We start from the raw sequence: 24,428 nt of genomic DNA on the forward strand, positions 1-24,428 counted from the left end.
TTTGATGCCTCCTTTACTACGTATACTCCTATAGGAAAAGTGTTCATATTAGATGTCTTGTAACGTAAAACAAATGTATATTTTAATAATATAGGGAATGAATATACAAATTTCGACAAAAAATGTCGAATAAAATGCTGATAAGGAATGATATCAGACCTTTATAGAATGCGAGTTGTTATGTGGTTCTTCATAAAATAGGTACATGCAAAAAATATGCAGTGAAATGCTCAAACTATTTTATAAGGATTTGTATTCTTGCAATGTGTAAAGAATCGTTATAAAGGTGAGTTTTACGATACATACTAACCAAAATAATGTATCCCATTGTAAAAAGTTCTTTCGTATTGAGGTAGTGATAAAATGTAGCTTGAATTTGGTCAGAATGAAGAAAATATGTACTATCTAAAAGAGTATACAATTCATAAATTAAAGTGAAGACAGCGTTTTATAATAAATAGAACGCATTACTTTAATTGATGTTATTAAATAAAAAAAGAAGGTACTCCCTTGATCATCTTTTATGAGAGATAATCATCAAACCTTCGTTAAAAATTATATACGTAAATGAAAAAGAGTTCAACCGTATTGCTTCTTTTCAAAAAAGTATGTAAAAAGAACCGCTTCTTACTAAGAAGCGGTTCTTTTTTATATTTCTGTTAAAATTATCGGTTCGCCGCGTGTTACGACAACGGTATGTTCACATTGTGCAACAAGGCTTTTATCAGGTGTAACGAATGTCCAACCATCATCGCCACGTTCGATAATGTGATCAGCTTTCATAGAAATGAATGGTTCTACAGCGATAACAAGACCGTCTTTTAGAAGCGCTTTATCCATTGGGTCAAAGTAGCTTAAAATATGGTTTGGTGCTTCATGTAAACTAAGACCGATACCGTGACCAGTTAAGTTTTGAATCACATTATATCCATTTTTATGTGCGAAGTTTGAAACGGCACGACCAATTTGGTTTTGTTTTGAACCAGCTTTCACCTTTTTCATTGCTGCCCAAAATGCATCAACAGCCGCTTGGCAAAGCTTTTCTTTTGCTTCATCTTCTCCAAGTACAAATGAAATACCTGTATCTGCATAATAGCCATCAAGTGCAGCAGATACGTCGACATTTACTAAGTCGCCTTCTTTTAATACGCGATCTCCTGGAATACCGTGAGCAACTTCTTCGTTTACACTAATACAAGTTACACCTGGGAAATCATATTCTTTTTCAGGTGCAGAAATAGCACCATGCTCATCTAATACTTTTTTACCGATCAAATCAAGCTCTTTCGTTGTCATACCTGGCTTCGCTTCTTTTTTCATTTCTTCACGTGCAAGCGCAACGATGCGGCCGATTTTTCGTAAGCCTTCTAAATCCTGTTCATTACGAATAATCATGAAAACCACTGTCCTTCCTCGAATATATATCTTACCCGATTGTATCATGTTTATTTTCGTCCTGCTACTCGCTTGCGGTATGAGAGTTGATTCCTCTCATAAGGAATACATGACAATTGTCATATCGATGTCATGACGCATCATACTGCTTCCTAAGTTTTCCGACACGTACAATGTAAATATAAGAAACAGCGGGGGTGGAGAGATGGAAAAGATTATTGAAGTAATTGGGCAAGCTGCGAACGGGGAAGAAGCGCTAAAACTAATTGAATCGCTACAACCTGATGTCAGTATTATGGATATTGAAATGCCGATTCAAAGCGGATTAGATGTTGCGGAAACGTTAAAGAAAGAGAAATCAGCATGTAAGGTAATGATTTTAACAACATTTGCGCGCCCTGGATATTTTGAGAGAGCCATGAAAGCTGGCGTGCACGGATATTTATTAAAAGATAGCCCAAGTGAAGATTTAGCTGCATCGATTCGTAATGTAATGAAAGGAAAGCGAGAGATATCACAAGATTTAATGTTCGGCTTATGGCAGGAGCAAAATCCACTATCAGATCGAGAAAAAGAAGTGTTGTTACTTGCGAAAGAAGGAAAGACGGCAAATGAAATTGCGAAGGCACTTTATCTTTCACCGGGTACAGTACGTAATTATATTTCTGAAGTATTAACGAAGCTTGATGCGAAAAATAGAATTGAGGCCATTACAATTGCGGAAGAAAAGGGATGGATATGAAAAGAAGTTTACCTATGAGTGGTAAACTTCTTTTTTCTTATAAACAATGGTTTCACTAGAGAATTCCGTCTCAGTTGAATTGCTTGGAAGTTGAAGTGTAGTACGTAATGAAGAATTTACTTCATTTTTCGACAAAAAATTTGTTATAGTTAGATTAAGTTGTTGGTCTAAATTTTGACTACTTTGCCACTAATAGTTGTAATTACTCCATTTTTATCTACTTTTACAATGAGATCTTGACTATATATTTTATAGTTTTTGTAAGTTTGTGCAAGACGAACTTTGTTTTGATTTTCTTTTGTAGCTTTATTGGTAGGTTGGGAATCTACATTCATTTCAGTTGTCACTCAATCTTGTTGAGTTTTCGCCTCGTTTATATCATCCTTTAAATATTTTTTAGCATATTTTTTTGTATCATTTTGAAGTTGTGTTAATTTTTAAATCATTAAACTAGGCTGAGAAATTTCAACTTTTATTTCATTTTTATCTAGTTCTTGGGTGTGAATAGCTTCTGTTGATAAAGGATAAAGAAGACCGAATGTAATGAAAGCACGGGCGAGTTTTCTATAATTTATCTATAAAACTACTAATCTATTATTGTATGTGAGATGGATTGTATGAAAAATTTGCCGAATTTTATATATATTATGCATTATTTCATATCAAAAATTGTCGAATTCACATTATTGTAGTGGTATGACAACTTAACAAATTAGATTGTTATAATGGGATGGTGAGTACGTATGGACGCAGAAAAATTAGGAAGTGAAATTAAGAAGATTAGGGTAATGAGGGGATTAACACAAAAACAGTTATCCGAGAACATATGTCATCAATCGGAAGTGAGCCGAATTGAATCGGGTGCGGTATACCCAAGTATGGATATATTGCAAGGTATCGCAGCGAAATTACAAGTTCCTATTATTCACTTTTATGAGGTACTTATTTATTCTGATATTGAAAGAAAAAAGTTATTTAAAGATAGAATTCAAATGTTGAGTAAGAAGAAACAATATGCTGAAATTTATAGCATTGTTTCAAATGAATTAAAAAAAGAAAAGTTTCATCCAGAATTTAATCAGTTTCTTCTTTGGTACTATTACTTATCTGCATATGTTTTACAGAAAATTAATTTTGAATATTGCATTTTAGAGTTGAAAAAAATTGTACATCAATCATACGGAGGAATAGATGTATTTCAAAATTTATATATTGAAAATTCCATTGCAAGTATTTGTGCAGAAAATAATCAATTAGATAGGGCAATAAATTCATTTCGAGCTATTTTAGAACAGTTAGAATCGCTACATAATAATGAGGCATTCACAGTTAAAGTTCGATACAATTATGCAAAAGCTTTATATTTGAGTGATCAGTTTGAAGAGGCATTATATCAAGTAAATGAAGCGATTGAAGCTTCTCGGTATATGGGAAGTATGGAATTAATCGGTCAATTGTATTATCAAAAGGGCGAGTGCCTTGAGAAATTAGATTGTTCATCAGATGATATTAAAGAAGTGTATGAAAAGGCGTCTTTCTTCTTTGATTTATTAGATTTACATTCTTACAAAGAGACGTTATTAAAAAAAAAGAAGTATTTAAATTAAAATGATTTGGAATATGTATAGTGGTATATTTCGTAAGTTACATCCATAAAAAGTAATGGAATATCCAAAAAATGGGTATGCATAATTGCATAAGTTGTGGATAAATTTTCATGATATATTAAAAGAAAACGATGTGGGTGATGGAATATGAAAAAATTACTTATTGGTAGTCTATTAACGTTAGCAATGGCATGGGGTATTTCATTAACAGATACAGCTTTAGAGAAAAGCCAAGTAATTTCTCATAATGATCAAGAGGTACAATTAGCTTCAGATTTACCATTTGAACATTAAAAAAACAACCGTCTTACTTAGACGGTTGTTTTTTTGTGGAGTAACCTCCAAACGTCTTTACTAGAAACAGGCTTGCTAATAAAGAATCCTTGAATGTGGTCACAGTTTTGTTCATATAAAAACTTCCATTGTTCTTCTGTTTCTACACCTTCTGCAATAACTTCTAAATTTAATTCTTTCGATAGCTTAATAATGGAAGCGATAATCGCTTCTTCTAAAGGGCTATTTGTAATTCCACAAATAAACTCACGAGCGATTTTTAATGTGTTAATTGGGTATTTTGTTAAATAAGCTAAAGAACTATAACCAGTTCCAAAGTCATCAATTGAAATTTGAATACCGAGATTTTGAAGCTGTTCTAGTTTTGCAACTACAGATTGATTTTGATTAATTGCAATACTTTCTGTAATTTCAATATCTAGTGCTTCTGGTTTTAGTTCTGTTTCTTCTAATACTTTTGAAATAGTAGGGATTAAATTTGCATGGTTAAATTGAACAACAGATAAATTTACACCAACTTTCAAGTGAGAAAAACCTTGATTATGCCACCTTTTTGCCTCTAAGCAAGCGGTACGTAAAATCCAATGTCCAAGTTCAATAATAAATCCGGTTTCCTCCGCTAGAGGAATGAATTGGGCAGGAGATACGATGCCGAGTTTTGGATGCTTCCAACGAATTAATGCTTCAAAACCGATAATTTGTTTTGTTTTTGTGCTTACTTGTGGCTGATATTCAAGGAAAAATTCATTTTGTTGTAATGCCTTAGAAAGTTCACCTTCTAAAAATTCAATCTCATTTTGTGCGATACTCATTTCTTTTGAGAAGAAAACGAATCTATTTTTTCCATTCGCTTTCGCACGATACATAGCCATATCCGCATTTTTCATTAATTCTGTTACATCTGTTCCATAATCAGGATACATGGCAATTCCGATACTCGGTGTAATAGATAGTTCTTCATCTTTAATAAAGAATGGTTTGTTTAAAATAGTTAAAATCTGCTCAGCTATAAAAGCCGCACTTTTTTCTGAGTACATATCTGGTAATAGAATTGTAAACTCATCTCCGCCTTGGCGAGCAACGACATCCTTTGAACGTAAGCAACCGCGTAATCTTTTTGCTACTTCAATTAATAATAAATCTCCGACGTCATGACCAAGCCTATCGTTAATTTTTTTGAATCGATCTAGATCAAGGAACATGACGGCAACATCATTTGCACTAGTTTGAGCTGTATTTAAAATGTTTTTTAAATCTTTTTCAAACTTTCGGCGATTTGGTAATCCAGTAAGTGCATCATGAAAGGCTAAATGTTCTACTTGTTTTTGTTTTTCATATAAAGTTGTAATATCACGTGCTATGCCGAACATCCCAACAACTTCTTTATTTATGAAAGTAGGGATGAGGGTGATGTGAAGGTAATAGTAGTAACCTTCGTTTTCTTTTGTACGAACCTCTAAAGTTTGAGGTCTACCTTCTTTTGTTATTTGTAACGATCTCTTTAATAAATCATGGTCTTTTGGGTCGATGAAATGTAAAAGAGAATAGCTTGTTACTTCACAATAGTAGGCAGTAAATAAACTTTCGCAGGCCTTATTAGACTGTTGAAAAATCCCATCCATATTTAAGGAGAAAACCGCATCAGGATGATCTTCGAATAAAGATTTATAGCGCTGCTCACTTTTGGATAACGCAGATGCACCTTCTTCAACTTCATCTTCTAGTTGTGTAGTCAGCTGTTCATATGTATCGATTAATACTTTATTATCTTTCCACATGTAAAGTTGTCGTAAGAATAATAAAATAAGTGATAATACGAGACCGATTAACATGAACTTATCATCCCAAGGTTGAATAAGAATAAAAGAAAAGGTAATGATTATACTGAAATAGGGTAATATAAAGCGTACATAATCAAACCGATAATATTTTGTTTTCGTTTCGTGCTGCATTGGTTTATCCCAAATATATAGTATGGACGATAAACCGATTAATAAAATTGAAGCAGTATGTATTAAGTAAGAGACTTCAGAAGAGGGCTTTATCCCTGCGTTTAATTGAAACAGGTGTATATATCCGTACACGAGTATAATAGTAAAGCCGATAATTAATGAAATTCTACTAGAAGAATATTGTTCTCTTCTATATAGACTAATAACGGCGTAAATTACTAATGATTGTGCAATGAAGTATCCAATTAAAACCCAAGTATCTGTTGTTAACATACGAAAGCTTGAAACGTCCAAAATAAAAGTTAAGGTAAAATAAATATTCATAATAACGATAAAGATGCTATCGAATGAAAATTGAGCTAAGCCTCTAATAGAGTAATGTTTTATGAACTTAATAGCAAAGCCAGAAAAGAGCAAAATATATTGTACGATAAAAAAGGGTAATGCCTTATATGAGAATATGACTTGGTCATATATAGAAAGTGAATGAAGAAATAAAGTTATCTCCATTGTCAATCCACATAGGCAAGTGCATAGTACTAAAATCCAAAATAGTTTGTCACCGCGCTTCATTTTCTTAATAGCTTTATATAGGCAATAGCAAGAAAAGAGTGTAGCGAAACAAAATAAGAAGAGAATTCCAGTTTCTTTTATATTTAAGTCCTTAGGGATAAGAAATATCCAAAGGGAAAATATAGTTATATACATCATGACAAAGTGTACATATTTTTTTTGATTAATCATAGTATGACTCCGTTTCAATAAAGTTGAATCACAGATGGAAAATGCTAACTCCAATCATAGCATATAAAATAGGGTGTTTTTTACTGAAAAAATTACTTTTTTTGAAAAAAATAGCTCAACATTACAATTTACCATTGTAATGTTGAGCTATTTATTCTTTTTATCCCTCTTATAGAGGATAATTCATGTATGAGTTGCAGCATTGCTAAATCTTTCTGTTTACTTTCAATCATAATATCGAAATTATGATTGGTTTTTTTTGCGATGTGTAAGAAAGGTTTAATAAACTCTAAATCAATATATTCAGCATGAGCCCTAAATTCTTTTTCTGATTTAGGGGAAGAAATATGAACTTTAGGAGGAATATTTGTATGTGACCAAGTTTCAAAAATTGCAGGAAGTAACACTTCTAGCGGTTCCTCGCAAAGGTTGGCCATGTGATGATGATAATCAAATACAAATGGGATCTTTTCCTTTTGGCAAATAGATAAGGTTTCAGCAGTTGTATATGTTTTATCATCGTTTTCAAGCGTCATTTGCTTTTTTATATGTGCAGGAAGTTGTTTTATGTTTTCATGGAAACGTGCAACTGCTTCTTCTTTATTTCCATAGGCACCACCTACATGGATATTAATATAAGAAGAATCTGCAATTCCTATTGCATCTAATACTTTATAATGATAGGTCATATCTGTAATCGCATTCGTTGTAATATGCGGCTTGTCACTTGTAAATAGCGTAAATTGATTTGGGTGAAAACTTACTCGTAAATTATGTTCTTTAATTAATGCCCCAATTTTACGCCAAAGCGGTGTAAATGCCCCGATATAATCAAACTCGACTTCGGGGTGTGTTGCAAGTGGGACGATGGAAGAAGACAAGCGGTATAACGGAATTTCATGCGCTATATTGTAATGAAGAATACGTATTGTATGCTCAAGATTCTGCCGTGTAACATCGTATAATTTATCTTCTCGTTCTTGTTTACTGAGCTTTTGAAAGCTTGTAAATGTCATCGTTTTAGCCGGAGAACAGTCCCAGAGTGCCATTGCATGTGAGACATATCCGAAACGCATAATCATAATGAATACATCTCCTTTATTCATTATCTCTCCTATAGGAAGAAAGCAAGTATCGTTCCTACCCATTCTTTTCCTCTATCAATAAGAGAAAGAGGACTAACATCTTTAAAGGAAAGTAATGACGCATTTTCTAGATCTTCATGGAATTTGTTTTTCACTGTTTGTATAAAATGTTTATCGTATAAAAGACAGTTGATTTCATGGTTAATATATAAGCTTCTCATATCAAAGTTTGCAGTTCCGATATCACAAATATAATCATCAGCTATAATAACTTTAGCGTGAAAAAAACCTTGTTGAAATGCATAAATAGTACACCCGGCTTGTATTAACTTTCGGCAATATGGGAATTTCGCTTCGCGCACAAGGGCGTGATCCGCTTTTTCCGGAACGAGAATCGTGATTTGAACTCCACGTTTTCGTGCTTTTAATAATGCGTTCATAATTTTTTTCCCAGGAATGAAATAGGGTGTACCGATAAAGAGTTCTTTTTCCGCGCTTTCGATTAAATACAAAAATGTATTTTGCAAATAGGCACCATCAGTAGGGATAAAACGGTGTAGAATGATTCCTGGTTGTTGCTTAGGAAAATAAAGAGATGAATCTAATAAATTTTGGTCTGTATCGTCGAGCCAATCATGTAAAAATTGCTTTTGTAAATCTTGTATTCCTTCCCCTGTAAGGCGTAAGTGATAATCCCGCCATAATCCTAATTTTTGATTATGCCCTAAATACTCTTCTCCAATATTAAATCCACCAATATAACCAATTTTCCCGTCAATAACTGTAATTTTTCTATGGTTTCTTTGATTTGCAGAAAAGAAAAGAAAAGGAAACTTGACTTTGTGACAAAATGAAAAAGAGACACCATGTCTTTGCAAGGAATGAATGACCTCGTTTGATAAATGGTGACTTCCTAATCGATCGAGTAAAAGTCTTACTTCAATTCCTTCCTTTGCCTTATCGATAAGTAATTTTAAAAATTCACGACTGATTTTATCGTTTTTTACAATGAAGAACAAAACGTGTACATGGTGTTTCGCCTGTTTTATATCAGTAAATAGGGCATCATACAAGTCTTTTCCATATGTATAAAGGTGAAAATTACTTTGACGTAAAGGGAAAGAACGAGAACGTACACGCTTTAAATGAACAATTCTCCCATAAAAAAGATCGATTACAATCCAGAGAGCGCTGCCTATTAACAAGAGAGATAAGAAGAACATGAGTAAATCCACTCCTTCACGGTCTTTTCACCATCAGCTTTTTATCAATCAAACTTTCACCTTATCCCGTTATTTACGGGCTAATAATAAGTAGGGAATAAATCGTTCTCTACTCATTAAAGTTTCACTTTATAGTTTCACCGAAATAAACAGCTTTATTAAAAAATATGGTGTTGTATAACAAAAAACTGTTGACTGAATGCTCACTCATTATATAATGAAGATAGGGGAAAAAATTCAGAAAATTATATGTTTTCGAAGATTCTAAAAAAAGAAAGAGGGCTTACAAAGAGAGGGGTAGCATAAAAATGAATAGCTTACTGATCATGAATTGGCTGGCTGCCATTGCTGTTATTGCTTATGCGGGATATTTGTTTGTGTATCTTATACGAACGAGGATGGCCTACATACAGTTAGGAAAAAAGATTGAATTTGACCGTCGTTTTAAAGAGCGTTGGGATCTTCTTAAGGTCAATGTTTTCGGTCAGAAAAAGCTGCTGAAAGATAAGAAGAGCGGCATTATTCACGTTATGTTCTTTTACGGATTTATTCTTGTCCAATTTGGAGCAATTGACTTCGTTTGGAAAGGACTCGCACCAGGATCACATCTTCCACTTGGACCACTATACCCTGCATTTACATTCTTCCAGGAAATTGTCACACTTGTTATTTTAATTGCAGTCTTTTGGGCTTTTCATAGACGTTATGTTGAGAAGCTAGTTCGTTTAAAACGTAATTTCAAATCAGGCCTTGTCCTTATCTTTATTGGTGGCTTAATGATTTCTGTGCTACTAGGTAATGGAATGGGAATTATATGGCACGGCGAGGAGCTTTCATGGAGTGAACCAATTGCTTCTGCGATCGCTTACGTTTTCTCGGGGATAAATGAAACCGCAGCCATTTCTGTGTTCTATTTCTCTTGGTGGGTGCATTTACTAATTTTATTAACATTTTTAGTATATGTTCCTCAATCAAAACACGCGCATTTAATTGCGGGACCAGCCAACGTATTCTTTGGCCGTCTTTCAAACCCAGGGAAACTTGAAAAGATTGACTTTGAAGATGAAACACAAGAAACATTTGGCGTTGGTAAAATCGAAGACTTTAGACAAAATCAGCTTATCGATTTATACGCTTGCGTAGAGTGTGGTCGTTGTACAAATATGTGTCCGGCAACAGGAACAGGGAAAATGTTATCGCCGATGGATTTAATTTTAAAACTTCGCGATCATTTAACTGATAAAGGAGCAGCAGTGACATCGAAAGCACCGTGGGTTCCCGTAGTTGCCTTTAATAATACACAAGGAAATCAGTTAGCGATGATGGCATCTGGGAAAGGACAACAGGAATCAGCGGCTACAGCACTCGCTTACGATCCGAGTTTAATTGGAGATGTCATTACAGAAGAAGAGATTTGGGCTTGTACAACGTGTCGTAACTGTGAAGATCAGTGTCCGGTTATGAATGAGCATGTTGACAAAATTATTGATTTACGCCGCTATCTCGTTTTAACAGAAGGAAAGATGGACGCGGAAGCGCAGCGTGCGATGACAAACATCGAGCGTCAAGGGAATCCGTGGGGTCTGAACCGTAAAGAGCGTGAAACATGGCGCCAAGGTGATGATGAAGTAACAGTTCCAACAGTGAAAGAAAAATCGAAAGCTGGCGAGGAGTTCGAATATTTATTCTGGGTTGGTTCAATGGGATCATATGATAATCGTAGTCAGAAGATTGCGATCTCATTTGCGAAGTTGATGAACGAAGCAGGCATTTCATTTGCGATACTTGGTAATAAAGAGAAGAACTCTGGAGATACACCGCGCCGACTTGGAAATGAATTTGTTTTCCAAGAGATGGCGACAAAGAATATCGAAGAATTTGAAAAAGCAGGAGTGAAGAAAATCGTTACGATTGACCCTCATGCTTATAACACATTTAAAAATGAGTATCCAGACTTTGGCTTGCAAGCAGAAGTCTATCATCATACAGAATTGTTAGCTCAATGGGTGAAAGAAGGACGCTTAAAACCTGTTCACGCTATTGAGGAAACAGTTACGTACCATGATTCCTGTTATTTAGGAAGATACAACGAAGTATACGAAGCCCCGCGTGACATTTTGAAAGCGATTCCTGGTGTGAATCTTGTAGAAATGGCACGTAACCGTGAAACGGGAATGTGCTGTGGCGCAGGTGGTGGCTTAATGTGGATGGAAGAGACAGCAGGTTCGCGTATTAACGTTGCTCGTACAGAACAAGCACTAGCTGTGCAGCCATCCATTATCGGTACAGGTTGTCCATATTGCTTAACGATGATTAGCGATGGGACGAAGGCGAAAGAAGTAGAAGAGAACGTTCAAACGCTTGATGTAACAGAGATTTTAGAACGCTCTGTTATCGGACAGAAGAAAGAAGCGATGTAATCTGCAAGCATGAATACAACTTTAGAGAGAGGTGCAATCATTGCACCTCTTCTCAACGTAACAATGCCGAGCGGGCGCTCGGTGTTAAAAAAAGAAATGGGGGAAAGAAACATGAGTAAAACAGTTATTTTAAGTGCTGCAAGAACACCGGTTGGAAAATTTGGAGGATCTTTAAAAGATGTAAAAGCAACAGAACTTGGAGGAATTGCAATTAAAGCAGCGCTTGAAAGAGCAAATGTTGCGGCTAGTGATGTTGAGGAAGTTATATTTGGAACGGTTATTCAAGGTGGACAGGGACAAATTCCATCGCGCCAAGCTGCGAGAGCTGCTGGAATCCCTTGGGAAGTGCAGACGGAAACAGTGAATAAAGTTTGTGCATCAGGGCTTCGTGCGGTTACGTTAGCGGATCAAATTATTCGTACTGGCGATCAATCATTGATTGTAGCTGGCGGTATGGAGTCGATGAGTAACAGTCCTTACATTTTACGCGGAGCAAGATGGGGATACAGAATGGGTAACAACGAAGTTATTGATTTAAATGTTGCTGACGGTTTAACATGCGCATTTTCAGGCATACACATGGGTGTTTATGGCGGAGAAGTTGCAAAGGAAGACGGAATCTCTCGCGAAGCGCAAGATGAATGGGCATATCGTAGTCATCAACGTGCAGTTTCAGCACATAAAGAAGGACGTTTTGAAGAGGAAATCGTACCAGTAACGATTCCACAAAGAAAAGGTGATCCGATTGTCGTTGCAAAGGATGAGGCGCCACGCGCGGATACAACGGTTGAAAAGTTAGCAAAATTAAAACCGGTATTTGATAAAACAGCGGCAGTGACAGCTGGTAATGCGCCAGGCCTAAACGACGGTGGTGCTGCACTTGTATTAATGAGCGAAGACAGAGCGAAGCAAGAAGGAAGAAAGCCATTAGCGACAATTTTGGCGCATACAGCAATTGCAGTGGAATCTAAAGATTTCCCGAGAACGCCAGGTTATGCAATTAATGCATTGTTAGAAAAAACAGGAAAGACAATTGAAGACATTGATTTATTTGAGATTAATGAAGCATTTGCAGCGGTAGCAATTGCAAGTACAGAGATTGCGGGAATTGACCCAGAAAAATTGAATGTAAATGGCGGAGCAGTAGCGATGGGACACCCAATTGGAGCAAGTGGAGCGCGCATTATCGTTACATTAATCCATGCACTTAAGCAACGCGGCGGCGGAATTGGAATTGCTTCGATTTGTAGCGGTGGTGGTCAAGGCGATGCAGTGATGATTGAGGTTCATTAATTTAAGGTGAGAAAATGATTTATTACAGACTTATATTAAGGGGGAAGAAGAAATGAGTGTACAAAAAATTGTTGTAATTGGTGCGGGACAAATGGGTTCAGGAATTGCGCAAGTATGTGCAATGGCAGGATATGATGTGAAGGTACAAGATTTAAAACAAGAGCAATTAGATAGAGGGTTGGCTATTATTACGAAAAACTTAGCACGCCAAGTAGAAAAAGGGCGCATGAAGGAAGAAGAGAAGGAAGCTACGCTAAGTCGTCTTACAGTAACGCTTGATTTAGATTGTGTGAAGGAAGCAGACCTTATTATTGAAGCAGCTGTTGAGAAAATGGATATTAAAAAGAAAATCTTTGCGAATCTAGATGAAATCGCTCCAGAACACGCAATTTTAGCGACGAATACGTCATCGCTACCAATTACAGAAATTGCAGCGGTAACGAAACGTCCAGAGAAAGTAATTGGTATGCACTTTATGAATCCAGTTCCGGTTATGAAGCTTGTTGAAATTATTCGTGGATTGGCTACAGATGATGCGGTCTATGAAACGATTGAAGATATTACGAAGAAAATTGGGAAAGTACCAGTTGAAGTAAATGATTTCCCAGGGTTTGTATCGAACCGTATTTTATTACCGATGATTAACGAAGCAATCTATACGTTATATGAAGGTGTGGCGACGAAAGAAGCGATTGATGAAGTGATGAAACTTGGGATGAATCATCCGATGGGCCCTTTAACGCTTGCTGATTTTATCGGTTTAGATACATGTTTATACATTATGGAAGTGTTGCATGAAGGTTTAGGTGATAGTAAATATCGCCCATGTCCATTACTACGTAAGTATGTAAATGCAGGATGGTTAGGACGTAAAACAGGTCGTGGTTTCTACGTTTACGAATAAATCCCCCTTTGTTACAAAATAGTGGTCTTACCAAATTGTTAAAAGGATATATAGCAAATGGAGGCGGAGTATATGAACTTTCGTTTTAATGAAGAGCAGCAAATGATGAGGAAAATGGTTCGAGATTTTGCGCAGAAGGAAATAGCTCCCTTTGTTCCGAGTATGGAACAAGGGGTGTTCCCAAAAGAGATTTTGCAGAAGATGGGTGAGCTTGGATTAATGGGAATTCCAGCGCCTGCAAAATACGGCGGTGCAGAAATGGATTTTATTTCTTACATTTTAGCGATTGAAGAAATTTCAAAGGTAAGCGCGACAGTTGGTGTAATTTTAGCTGTACATACGTCAGTCGGGATGAACCCAATTTTATATTTCGGAACAGAAGAACAGAAAGAGAAATATGTTTCTAAACTTGCGACTGGTGAATATTTAGGAGCATTTGCATTAACAGAACCAAATGCAGGATCAGATGCAGGGAGTTTGAAATCAAGAGCTGTAAAGAAAGGCGATCACTACATTATTAATGGATCGAAAGTATTTATTACAAATGGTGGTGAAGCAAATACATACATTGTATTCGCATCTACAAATCCAGAGGCAGGAAAGAGCGGGATTTCTGCATTTATAGTAGAGAAAGATACACCAGGCTTAATTATCGGTAAAGACGAGCATAAAATGGGGCTTCTCGGTTCTCGTACAGTACAACTTACGTTCGAGGATATGAAAGTGCCAGCTGAGAATTTACTTGGTGAAGAAGGACAAGGATTTAAGGTAGCAATGGCGAATTTAGATGTTGGACGAATTGGAATTGGAGCGCAAGCATTAGGAATTGCAGAAGCGGCGCTTGCATGTGCGATTGATTATGCGAAAGAACGTGAGCAATTCGGAAAGCCAATTGCGGCGCAGCAAGGGATTGGCTTCAAACTTGCGGATATGGCTACTAGTGTAGAAGCGGCGCGATTACTCGTATATAGAGCGGCATCGCTAAGAGCACAAGGATTACCATGCGGTAAAGAAGCATCTATTGCGAAACTATTCGCTTCTAAGACGGCTGTTGAAGTTGCGATTGAAGCGGTGCAAGTATTTGGTGGTTACGGTTATACGAAAGACTATCCAGTAGAAAGATTTTTCCGTGATGCGAAAATCACGCAAATATATGAAGGAACGAGTGAGATACAGAAACTTGTTATTAGCCGAGCTTTATAAAAGCACAAGGGGGAGACGGGCATGCATTTTAAACTATCAGAAGAACATGAAATGATAAGAAAAATGGTTCGAGATTTTGCTAAGAACGAAGTAGCACCGACGGTAGCTGAGCGTGATGAAGAAGAGAGATTTGATCGTGCAATATTTGATCAAATGGCAGAGCTTGGTTTAACAGGCATTCCGTGGCCTGAAGAATACGGTGGAATTGGGAGCGATTACTTAGCGTATGTAATTGCCATTGAAGAATTATCCCGCGTCTGTGCTTCTACAGGTGTAACATTGTCTGCACATACTTCACTTGCTGGTTGGCCAATTTTTAAATTTGGAACGGAAGAACAAAAACAAAAGTTTTTACGACCGATGGCAGAAGGAACGAAAATTGGCGCGTACGGTTTAACAGAGCCAAGTTCTGGTTCAGATGCTGGCGGAATGAGGACAACTGCGAAACGAGATGGAGACCATTACATTTTAAATGGATCGAAAATATTTATTACAAATGGCGGTATTGCTGATATTTATGTTGTTTTTGCGTTAACTGATCCTGAATCGAAGCAGCGCGGCACGAGCGCATTTATTGTGGAAAGTGATACACCAGGATTTTCAGTTGGGAAGAAGGAAAGTAAGTTAGGGATCCGCTCTTCACCAACAACTGAAATTATGTTCGAAGATTGCCGCATTCCTGTAGAGAATTTACTAGGGGAAGAAGGGCAAGGATTTAAGATAGCGATGCAAACATTAGATGGTGGCCGTAACGGTATTGCGGCGCAAGCGGTTGGTATTGCACAAGGGGCTTTAGATGCTTCCGTAGAATATGCAAGAGAGCGTCATCAGTTTGGGAAGCCGATTGCGGCGCAGCAAGGAATAGGCTTTAAACTTGCAGATATGGCAACGGATGTGGAGGCGGCGCGTCTTCTAACATACCAAGCGGCTTGGCTTGAATCGGAAGGGCTTCCGTACGGGAAAGAGTCAGCGATGTCAAAAGTATTTGCAGGCGATGCAGCGATGAAGGTAACGACTGAAGCGGTACAAGTATTTGGTGGTTACGGTTATACGAAAGATTATCCAGTAGAGCGTTATATGCGAGATGCAAAGATTACACAGATTTATGAAGGAACACAGGAGATTCAAAGGCTAGTAATTTCTCGTATGTTAACGAAGTAGGATGAAAGGCGTAGGTATTTTCCTACGCTTTTTCCTTCCAAAAAATAATAGAGAGAGGTGAAGGGGATGGTTAAACATAATGTACATGCGTCCGTGAAAGATGAAAAATTAGTCGCGTTAAGACGTGAACAAATGATTAAAGGTGCGGTGCAGTTGTTTAAGCAAAAAGGCTTTCCGCGTACGACAACGAGAGAGATTGCAAAGGCTGCTGGATTTAGTATTGGGACGCTTTATGAATATATTCGTACAAAAGATGATGTTTTGTATTTAGTTTGTGATAGTATTTATGAACATGTAAAAGAAAGATTAGAGGAAGTAGTTTGTACAGAAAAAGGAAGTATAGAAAGTTTAAAGATAGCAATAACGAATTACTTTAAAGTAATGGACGAATTGCAGGAAGAAGTATTAATAATGTATCAAGAGGTACGCTTTTTACCGAAAGAATCACTCCCGTACGTATTAGAAAAGGAGTTTCAGATGGTAGGAATGTTCGAGAATATTTTAGAACAGTGTACGGAAAATGGGACATTTATATTAAATAAAAAAGAAATACAGCTTCTTGCACATAATATTTTTATACAAGGACAGATGTGGGGATTTAGACGATGGGCGCTGCAAAAGCTATATACGCTTGAAGAATATACAGAAATGCAAATTCGATATGTGCTACAAGGAGCCCATATGCTTCCGAAATAAGGAATGGACAAATTATAATTTTATTCCTATATAAAGTTTCCCGTTTTTTTTGTAGCATATTTGTGCGACTTTTGTTTATAATGAATAGTATGGATTTTTTTAAGCAGACCGTTATATATAAGGTTATATTTGATGAAAGGAAGTGCCGCATAAGTGAATTTTAAGCAATATTCACCAGAAGAGCTAAAAGAATGTTCAATGATTGAAGTTGTACATAGCGTTTTAGGGGATAAAAGACAAGCAACGACATTCAACGAGTTGGTTCAAGAAATCGCTCAAGTGCTGGGACTATCTCAAGAGCAAGTTAATGCGAAACTCGCACAATTTTATACAGACTTAAACATCGATGGACGTTTCATTAATTTAGGAGAAAATCGTTGGGGGCTACGTAGCTGGTACCCATATGAGCAAATTGATGAAGAAATCTTACCGCAGCCAAAACCGAAGAAAAAACGTAAAGTTGAAGAAGACGGTTTTGACGACTACATTGAAGAAGATGAAGACTTCGAAGATGCAGACGGAAATGAAGACGAAGAAGATGATGTAGAAGATTTGGACAAGGTTCTTGAAGAAGAAGACGGAGATGACGATGATCTTGATGATTTAGATGAAGATGATGAAGATGACTTCGCTGAAGAAGAACTTGAGTATGATGAAACTGAAGAAGAGGAAGAGGAAGAACTGTAGTTCTTGACTTTTCATTATCGTCCATGTAGAATCATTTTTGGGCTCTTTAAAAAAGGACGATAATACTTTTAAAGTGTAAATATAAAAGAAAATTGCTCCCTACTTATTACTTTATGTGATGAGGGGAGCAATTTTCTTTTTTGTTTTTTGTTTAGAAAATAAAAAGAGTCTAACAATAAGATGGATACAGTGTTATCTACATACGTTGCGCTTTGCAACGGTGATTATATAACAGCAAAGTAGAAGGGAGCTTTTTCATGACTAAGTATATTTTTGTAACAGGCGGTGTAGTATCGTCTTTAGGAAAAGGTATTACAGCAGCATCTCTTGGAAGACTTTTAAAAAATCGTGGTTTAAACGTAACGATTCAAAAGTTTGATCCATACATTAACGTAGACCCAGGGACTATGAGCCCATACCAACACGGTGAGGTATTCGTAACAGATGATGGTGCAGAAACTGACTTAGACCTTGGTCACTATGAGCGTTTCATTGACATCAACTTAAACAAATACAGCAACGTAACAACAGGTAAAATTTACTCTTCAGTTCTTCAAAAAGAGCGTCGTGGTGAATACCTAGGAGGAACAGTTCAAGTTATTCCTCACATTACTAACGAAATTAAAGAGCGCGTATACCGTTCTGGTCGCGAAACAAACGCGGACGTTGTTATTACAGAAATTGGTGGAACTGTTGGTGACATCGAGTCTCTACCATTCTTAGAAGCAATCCGTCAAATTAAGAGCGACATCGGTCGTGACAATGTAATGTACATTCACTGTACGCTAATCCCGTACTTAAAAGCAGCGGGTGAAATGAAAACAAAACCAACGCAACATAGCGTTAAAGAGCTTCGCAGCTTAGGTATTCAACCAAATATTATCGTTGTTCGTACAGAATTGCCTGTTTCTCAAGATATGAAAGACAAGCTTGCATTATTCTGTGACATCGATACAAAAGCAGTTATCGAAGCGCGCGATGCAGATACTTTATATGCGGTTCCATTATCTCTTCAAGAGCAAAATATGGACCAAATCGTTTGCGATCACTTAAAATTAGACAATCCAGCTGCAGATATGACAGAGTGGACTGCGCTAGTTGAAAAAGTGCGTAACCTTTCTAAGAAAACAAAAATCGCTCTTGTTGGTAAATACGTAGAGCTTCAAGATGCATATATTTCTGTTGTAGAAGCACTTCGTCATGCAGGTTACTCATTCGACACAGATGTAGAAGTGAAATGGGTAAATGCTGAGCACGTAACAGCAGAGAACGTACAAGAATTAGTAGGAGATACAGATGGTATCCTTGTACCAGGTGGCTTCGGCGATCGTGGTGTAGAAGGTAAAATCGTTGCAATTCAATATGCTCGTGAAAACAAAGTTCCATTCCTAGGAATTTGCTTAGGTATGCAACTTGCATCAATCGAATTCGCACGTAACGTATTAGGATTAGAAGGAGCTAACTCTTCTGAAATTAATCCTGACACACCTTATGCAATCATCGACTTATTACCAGAACAAAAAGATGTAGAAGACTTAGGTGGTACACTTCGTCTTGGTCTATACCCATGTAAGCTTGCTGAAGAAACAAATGCATACAATGCTTACAATGAGCCGGTTGTATATGAGCGTCATCGTCATCGTTATGAGTTCAACAATCAATTCCGTCCGGATATGGAAAAAGAAGGATTTGTATTCTCTGGTACAAGCCCAGACGGCCGTCTAGTTGAAATCATTGAATTAAAAGATCACCCTTGGTTCGTGGCAGCACAGTTCCACCCAGAACTAGTTTCTCGTCCAAACCGTCCACAACCATTGTTCCATGACTTCGTAAGAGCTTCTATTACGAATAAAGAGAGCAAGTAATAAAAAAAAGCGCCTGAAATAGGGCGCTTTTTTTAATATTCATTTAACATTTCATCGATTGTAAATTTGATCCCATGATATGCAAATAAAGCTATCATTAAGCTTGGGAATCCGTAACGATTACCTTCATCGTCTGGAATAAGACCTTTTAACAGCTTGGTATCAATATGTACATCTGTGTATTGTTCTAGTGATTCAGTACCTTCTTGAATAGCGGAGATGCCGACAATAGAGTGTCCATCTGCTTGCAGTTTTTTTGCTATTGCTACAACTTCTTCATCTGTTGAAAAACGGCTAATAAGAAGTACACGATCTGCAGAAGTTACTTCTACTTCTTTACCATTTTCAAATAATCGTTTTGCTTGCTTCATTGGTTCAGCACCGAATAGTGCTTCAGCAACGACGCCCTCCATTTCATTTGTACCATGTAAATAAATGAAACCTTCGCCAATTAATGCTTGAGCAAGTAGACGGGCGCTATCTTCTATATTCATTTCCTCTTTTTGAGAAACCCTGGAGAAATAACCACTTAATTGAGTTGAAAAAATTTTTAACATAATGTTACTCCCTTCGTACGTGTTTACCGGCTTTCATTATAGTGTATTTTTTTAGAAAGGTGAAATCGTAGGTGGCATAACCAAATAGGAAACGGTAAAATAAGAAAGAATAGGAAGGAATTTGCCAAAGAATAGCGAAAATTAATCGTTAAGATATAAGAAGCTTTAAATCTTGTACTTACACAGAAAGGTTGGGAGTTATGGAAGGGAAAATTTTAATCGTTGATGATCAATATGGCATTCGTGTGTTATTACATGAAGTGTTCCAAAAAGAAGGTTATCAGACATTCCAAGCAGCAAATGGATTTCAAGCTTTAGATATCGTGAAAAAAGATAATCCAGATTTAGTTGTGTTAGATATGAAAATTCCAGGTATGGATGGTATAGAGATTTTAAAGCATGTAAAGGAAATTGATGAGAGTATTAAAGTAATTTTAATGACTGCTTATGGAGAGCTTGATATGATCCAAGAAGCAAAAGATTTAGGAGCTTTAATGCACTTTGCTAAACCATTTGATATTGATGAAATTCGTCAAGCGGTGAGAAATGAGCTCGCTGTAGAGGCGTAAAAATGAATTTTTTATAAAAAATATGGAAAAAAGCGTTTACATGGACTATTGTGCAGGTGAATACGGTTGAGTTTTTGAGTACAAGTTGTTATCCTATTGAGTGTAGAAAAAAGTCCGGTATGTAGATATACATATTTTACCTTATTCTGGTCATACTACCAGCGATAAGAACTTATCGGATACAAAAAACGTTTTTTAGGAGGATTCACCATGCCTTTAGTTTCTATGAAAGAAATGCTAAACAAAGCACTAGAAGGAAAATACGCAGTTGGTCAATTCAACATGAACAACTTAGAGTGGACTCAAGCTATCTTAGCTGCTGCGGAAGAAGAAAAATCTCCTGTAATCCTAGGTGTATCTGAGGGTGCAGCTCGTCATATGACTGGTTTCAAAACAGTTGTAGCTATGGTTAAAGCTTTAATCGAAGAAATGAACATCACTGTTCCTGTAGCGATTCACCTTGACCATGGTTCAAGCTTCGAAAAATGTAAAGAAGCAATCGATGCAGGTTTCACATCTGTAATGATCGACGCTTCTCACCACCCATTCGAAGAAAACGTTGAAACTACTAAAAAAGTAGTAGAATATGCACACGCTCGTAACGTATCTGTTGAAGCTGAGCTTGGAACAGTTGGCGGACAAGAAGACGACGTAATCGCTGAAGGTGTAATTTACGCTGACCCAGCAGAGTGTAAGCACCTTGTTGAAGCAACAGGTATCGATTGCCTAGCTCCAGCTTTAGGTTCTGTACACGGTCCTTACAAAGGTGAGCCTAACTTAGGATTCGCTGAAATGGAACAAGTTCGTGACTTCACTGGTGTACCTTTAGTATTACACGGTGGTACTGGTATCCCAACTGCTGATATCGTAAAAGCTATCTCTTTAGGTACTTCAAAAATCAACGTAAACACTGAGAACCAAATCGAGTTTACAAAAGCTGTTCGTGAAGTATTAAACAAGGACCAAGAAGTTTACGATCCTCGTAAATTTATCGGACCTGGCCGCGACGCTATTAAAGCAACTGTTGCTGGTAAAATGCGTGAATTCGGTTCTAACGGTAAAGCGTAAGAATAAAATTCCGTTTTGGAAACCGTCTAGTCTTTTAGACGGTTTCCTTTCGTTGTATAATGAAAGCGTGAACAAGTCTAAAGATTTTATCATTTTGTTTTTGAAATAGAAAATAATGTGCATAGTCCTATTAATAAATGTGATAACGTATCTAGATTGATAAAGTGAATTCGATGAATAGTTAATCTTTATCTATTCGTACTACAGGAGAAATGAAGATAATGGTTTCCTATTTATTGAGTGTTAGGGTGGAAAGAGTGATTGAGATTCTTAAGGGGAGCTTTCTATAAAAATATAGAAAGTAAATACATTCACAAGAAGGGAGCTCAATATGGAAAAATTGCTAATTGAAGGCGGAAGAGCTTTAAATGGAACAATTCGCGTGAGTGGTGCAAAGAACAGCGCCGTTGCACTAATTCCAGCGACAATTTTAGCAGATACTCCAGTAACTATTGGTGGTGTCCCTAATATTTCGGACGTGAAAATGTTAGGAGACTTACTAGAGGAAATTGGAGGAAGAGTAACTTATGGACAGGAGGAAGAGATGGTAGTCGATCCTTCTAACATGGTTGCAATGCCTTTACCAAATGGAAAAGTGAAAAAATTGCGTGCTTCTTATTATTTAATGGGTGCGATGCTTGGCCGTTTTAAAAAAGCTGTTATTGGGCTTCCAGGTGGATGTCATTTAGGACCGAGGCCGATTGATCAACACATTAAAGGGTTTGAAGCGTTAGGTGCACATGTTACGAATGAACAAGGTGCTATCTATTTAAGAGCAGATGAACTACGCGGGGCACGTATTTATTTAGATGTTGTTAGTGTAGGAGCCACGATTAATATTATGCTAGCAGCTGTACGAGCGAAAGGTAGAACTGTTATTGAAAACGCAGCGAAAGAACCAGAGATTATTGATGTTGCTACATTGTTAACAAGCATGGGGGCACGTATTAAAGGTGCTGGTACAGATGTAATCCGAATTGATGGTGTGGATTCACTGCATGGTTGTCACCATACGATCATTCCGGACCGCATTGAAGCGGGTACGTATATGATTTTAGGAGCTGCATCAGGAGGAGAAGTAACAGTTGATAATGTTATTCCTCAGCATTTAGAGTCAGTTACGGCGAAGTTAAGAGAAGCTGGTGTTCAAGTTGAAACGAACGATGACCAAATTACAGTGAATGGTAATAGAAGGTTAAAAGTAGTTGATATAAAAACGCTTGTATATCCAGGTTTCCCAACAGACTTACAACAGCCGTTTACAACACTTTTAACAAAAGCCCATGGAACGGGTGTTGTAACGGATACGATTTACGGCGCACGTTTTAAACACATTGATGAATTACGTCGTATGAATGCACAAATTAAAGTAGAAGGTCGTTCGGCAATTGTAACTGGCCCTGTTTTATTGCAAGGTGCAAAAGTGAAAGCGAGTGACTTACGAGCTGGAGCGGCCCTTGTTATTGCCGGGTTAATGGCGGATGGAATTACAGAAGTAACTGGACTTGAGCATATCGATCGAGGTTATGAAAATATAGTAGACAAGCTTAAAGGGCTTGGCGCAAACATTTGGCGAGAACAAATGACACACGAAGAAATTGAAGAGATGAAGAACGCATAAGTGATACTTCCGTAAGGGGGAAGCGAAGCATCACTACTTGCGGAAGTACACTTTATAGAAAAACACGGTTCACACAATACGGCAGAAATATAAAGACTTAAAGGAGAGGGATTATCGTGGAAAGAAGTTTATCTATGGAGTTAGTACGTGTAACAGAGGCTGCAGCTTTATCATCAGCGCGTTGGATGGGACGCGGGAAAAAGGATGAGGCAGACGGTGCAGCAACATCAGCTATGCGTGATGTATTTGATACAATTCCGATGAAAGGGACAGTTGTAATTGGTGAGGGTGAAATGGATGAAGCACCAATGCTATATATCGGAGAAAAATTAGGTACAGGATATGGTCCACGTGTAGACGTTGCAGTTGATCCTTTAGAAGGGACAAACATCGTGGCAGCTGGTGGATGGAATGCCCTTGCTGTTATTGCAATTGCAGATCACGGCAATTTGTTACATGCTCCTGACATGTACATGGATAAAATCGCGGTTGGCCCAGAAGCGGTTGGGGCGGTCGATATTGATGCGCCTATTATCGATAACTTACGTGCAGTTGCGAAAGCGAAAAATAAAGATATTGAAGATGTTGTAGCGACAGTTTTAAACCGTCCACGTCATCAAGCGATTATTGAAGAAATTCGTAAAGCTGGTGCTCGCATTAAATTAATTAATGATGGAGACGTAGCTGGCGCAATTAACACTGCATTTGATCGTACAGGTGTAGATATTTTATTCGGCTCTGGTGGTGCGCCTGAGGGTGTATTAGCAGCAGTTGCATTAAAATGTCTAGGCGGGGAGATTCACGGAAAACTATTACCGCAAAACGAAGCTGAATTGGCGCGTTGCAAAAAGATGGGCATAGAAGACATCAACCGCATCCTTCGCATGGAGGACTTAGTAAAAGGTGACGATGCAATCTTCGCAGCAACAGGCGTAACAGACGGAGAACTATTACGCGGCGTTCAATTTAAAGGAAGCGTAGGAACAACACAATCTCTAGTTATGCGTGCAAAATCAGGCACAGTACGCTTCGTAGACGGACGTCACAGCTTGAATAAAAAACCGAACTTGGTTATTAAATAAAAGGTGGAAGCGGCTTGCTCAGAATCGCAGGGCATTGGAACTCTCGACCTTGAAGCGCTCTTTGCTTCGAGTGAGAGAGTGAAATGACCGGAGATTCTAGCCGCTGGAACTGGATTTAAGTAAAAAGCGGAGGTGGCTTGCTCAGAAGGGGAAGGCATTGGAGCTCCTGACGAAGAGGCGTTTTGTGCCTCGTAGGAAGGGGTGAAATGACTGACCCTTCTAGCCACCGGAGCTGGATTAAATAAAAGGTGGAAGCGGCT

The 24,428-nt window shown here is 37.5% G+C and carries 20 protein-coding genes and 1 pseudogene; 15 read left to right on the forward strand and 6 right to left on the reverse strand.

What is annotated here, in order from left to right:
- Nucleotides 1-648 precede the first annotated feature (648 nt).
- The gene (map, locus tag VF726_RS27605) at nucleotides 649-1,443 is read right to left on the reverse strand and encodes a type I methionyl aminopeptidase (RefSeq protein ID WP_440173409.1); all 795 of its coding nucleotides are present in this window, start codon (nucleotides 1,441-1,443) and stop codon (nucleotides 649-651) included.
- 157 nt (nucleotides 1,444-1,600) lie between these two features.
- Between map and VF726_RS27610 the strand changes: the two genes are divergently transcribed.
- A complete protein-coding gene (locus tag VF726_RS27610; RefSeq protein ID WP_440173411.1) occupies nucleotides 1,601-2,137 on the forward strand; it encodes a response regulator in 537 nt (178 codons plus the stop codon).
- A 15-nt stretch (nucleotides 2,138-2,152) separates the two neighbouring features.
- Here VF726_RS27610 and VF726_RS27615 read toward each other — a convergent pair.
- A pseudogene (locus tag VF726_RS27615) lies at nucleotides 2,153-2,712 on the reverse strand (M4 family metallopeptidase); the annotation flags it as partial.
- Nucleotides 2,713-2,880: 168 nt separating this feature from the next.
- On the opposite strand from VF726_RS27615, the gene VF726_RS27620 reads away from it, so the two are divergent.
- Both VF726_RS27620 and papR read left to right on the forward strand, forming a co-directional pair.
- Complete coding sequence (locus VF726_RS27620) at nucleotides 2,881-3,744, forward strand: helix-turn-helix domain-containing protein (RefSeq protein WP_440173413.1); 864 nt, start codon at nucleotides 2,881-2,883, stop codon at nucleotides 3,742-3,744.
- Nucleotides 3,745-3,891: 147 nt separating this feature from the next.
- Entirely contained in the window at nucleotides 3,892-4,038 is a 147-nt protein-coding gene (papR, locus tag VF726_RS27625; protein ID WP_000734740.1) for a quorum-sensing peptide PapR, read from the forward strand.
- Nucleotides 4,039-4,055: 17 nt separating this feature from the next.
- Here papR and VF726_RS27630 read toward each other — a convergent pair whose 3' ends face one another.
- The 3 genes from VF726_RS27630 to cls form a co-directional block, all read right to left on the reverse strand.
- Nucleotides 4,056-6,734 carry a DUF4084 domain-containing protein gene (locus tag VF726_RS27630; protein WP_440173414.1) on the reverse strand — a complete coding sequence of 893 codons (2,679 nt, stop codon included), beginning with the start codon at nucleotides 6,732-6,734 and terminating at the stop codon, nucleotides 4,056-4,058.
- Between the two features lie 128 nt (nucleotides 6,735-6,862).
- Nucleotides 6,863-7,816 (reverse strand): UV DNA damage repair endonuclease UvsE, encoded by a 954-nt coding sequence (gene uvsE, locus VF726_RS27635; RefSeq protein ID WP_440173443.1) that lies wholly within the window; start codon nucleotides 7,814-7,816, stop codon nucleotides 6,863-6,865.
- 32 nt (nucleotides 7,817-7,848) lie between these two features.
- The gene (cls, locus tag VF726_RS27640) at nucleotides 7,849-9,042 is read right to left on the reverse strand and encodes a cardiolipin synthase (RefSeq protein ID WP_440173415.1); all 1,194 of its coding nucleotides are present in this window, start codon (nucleotides 9,040-9,042) and stop codon (nucleotides 7,849-7,851) included.
- A gap of 308 nt (nucleotides 9,043-9,350) precedes the next feature.
- On the opposite strand from cls, the gene VF726_RS27645 reads away from it, so the two are divergent.
- The 8 genes from VF726_RS27645 to pyrG all read left to right on the forward strand — a co-directional run bounded on the left by VF726_RS27645 (nucleotide 9,351) and on the right by pyrG (nucleotide 19,271).
- Nucleotides 9,351-11,462, forward strand: coding sequence for a heterodisulfide reductase-related iron-sulfur binding cluster (locus VF726_RS27645; protein ID WP_440173416.1), 2,112 nt, complete (start codon nucleotides 9,351-9,353; stop codon nucleotides 11,460-11,462).
- A gap of 9 nt (nucleotides 11,463-11,471) precedes the next feature.
- Nucleotides 11,472-12,755: an acetyl-CoA C-acetyltransferase gene (locus VF726_RS27650; RefSeq protein WP_440173417.1), complete on the forward strand. Its 1,284-nt coding sequence runs from the start codon at nucleotides 11,472-11,474 to the stop codon at nucleotides 12,753-12,755.
- 52 nt (nucleotides 12,756-12,807) lie between these two features.
- Nucleotides 12,808-13,659 carry a 3-hydroxybutyryl-CoA dehydrogenase gene (locus VF726_RS27655; protein WP_440173418.1) on the forward strand — a complete coding sequence of 284 codons (852 nt, stop codon included), beginning with the start codon at nucleotides 12,808-12,810 and terminating at the stop codon, nucleotides 13,657-13,659.
- Nucleotides 13,660-13,731: 72 nt separating this feature from the next.
- On the forward strand, nucleotides 13,732-14,862 hold the full coding sequence (locus tag VF726_RS27660; protein ID WP_048528031.1) for an acyl-CoA dehydrogenase: 1,131 nt from the start codon (nucleotides 13,732-13,734) through the stop codon (nucleotides 14,860-14,862).
- Nucleotides 14,863-14,883: 21 nt separating this feature from the next.
- The gene (acdA, locus tag VF726_RS27665; RefSeq protein WP_440173419.1) at nucleotides 14,884-16,023 is read left to right on the forward strand and encodes an acyl-CoA dehydrogenase AcdA; all 1,140 of its coding nucleotides are present in this window, start codon (nucleotides 14,884-14,886) and stop codon (nucleotides 16,021-16,023) included.
- A 66-nt stretch (nucleotides 16,024-16,089) separates the two neighbouring features.
- Nucleotides 16,090-16,719: a TetR/AcrR family transcriptional regulator gene (locus VF726_RS27670; protein WP_088231957.1), complete on the forward strand. Its 630-nt coding sequence runs from the start codon at nucleotides 16,090-16,092 to the stop codon at nucleotides 16,717-16,719.
- Nucleotides 16,720-16,872: 153 nt separating this feature from the next.
- Nucleotides 16,873-17,406 (forward strand): DNA-directed RNA polymerase subunit delta, encoded by a 534-nt coding sequence (gene rpoE / locus VF726_RS27675; protein ID WP_440173420.1) that lies wholly within the window; start codon nucleotides 16,873-16,875, stop codon nucleotides 17,404-17,406.
- Between the two features lie 257 nt (nucleotides 17,407-17,663).
- Complete coding sequence (gene pyrG, locus VF726_RS27680) at nucleotides 17,664-19,271, forward strand: CTP synthase (RefSeq protein WP_429607203.1); 1,608 nt, start codon at nucleotides 17,664-17,666, stop codon at nucleotides 19,269-19,271.
- 32 nt (nucleotides 19,272-19,303) lie between these two features.
- Here the strand turns inward: pyrG and VF726_RS27685 are convergent, their stop codons facing one another.
- Nucleotides 19,304-19,828 carry a DUF2529 domain-containing protein gene (locus VF726_RS27685; RefSeq protein WP_440173421.1) on the reverse strand — a complete coding sequence of 175 codons (525 nt, stop codon included), beginning with the start codon at nucleotides 19,826-19,828 and terminating at the stop codon, nucleotides 19,304-19,306.
- A gap of 200 nt (nucleotides 19,829-20,028) precedes the next feature.
- Between VF726_RS27685 and spo0F the strand changes: the two genes are divergently transcribed.
- The 4 genes from spo0F to glpX all read left to right on the forward strand — a co-directional run bounded on the left by spo0F (nucleotide 20,029) and on the right by glpX (nucleotide 24,168).
- Nucleotides 20,029-20,397, forward strand: coding sequence for a sporulation initiation phosphotransferase Spo0F (spo0F, locus tag VF726_RS27690; RefSeq protein WP_000398594.1), 369 nt, complete (start codon nucleotides 20,029-20,031; stop codon nucleotides 20,395-20,397).
- Between the two features lie 210 nt (nucleotides 20,398-20,607).
- Nucleotides 20,608-21,465 carry a class II fructose-bisphosphate aldolase gene (locus VF726_RS27695; RefSeq protein ID WP_001131852.1) on the forward strand — a complete coding sequence of 286 codons (858 nt, stop codon included), beginning with the start codon at nucleotides 20,608-20,610 and terminating at the stop codon, nucleotides 21,463-21,465.
- A 331-nt stretch (nucleotides 21,466-21,796) separates the two neighbouring features.
- The gene (gene murA, locus VF726_RS27700) at nucleotides 21,797-23,086 is read left to right on the forward strand and encodes a UDP-N-acetylglucosamine 1-carboxyvinyltransferase (RefSeq protein WP_440173425.1); all 1,290 of its coding nucleotides are present in this window, start codon (nucleotides 21,797-21,799) and stop codon (nucleotides 23,084-23,086) included.
- Between the two features lie 116 nt (nucleotides 23,087-23,202).
- The gene (glpX, locus tag VF726_RS27705; RefSeq protein WP_000442336.1) at nucleotides 23,203-24,168 is read left to right on the forward strand and encodes a class II fructose-bisphosphatase; all 966 of its coding nucleotides are present in this window, start codon (nucleotides 23,203-23,205) and stop codon (nucleotides 24,166-24,168) included.
- The last annotated feature ends 260 nt before the right edge of the window (nucleotides 24,169-24,428 follow it).

The sequence above is a fragment of the Bacillus sp. Brlt_9 genome, assembly GCF_051948935.1.
GTDB lineage: Bacteria > Bacillota > Bacilli > Bacillales > Bacillaceae_G > Bacillus_A.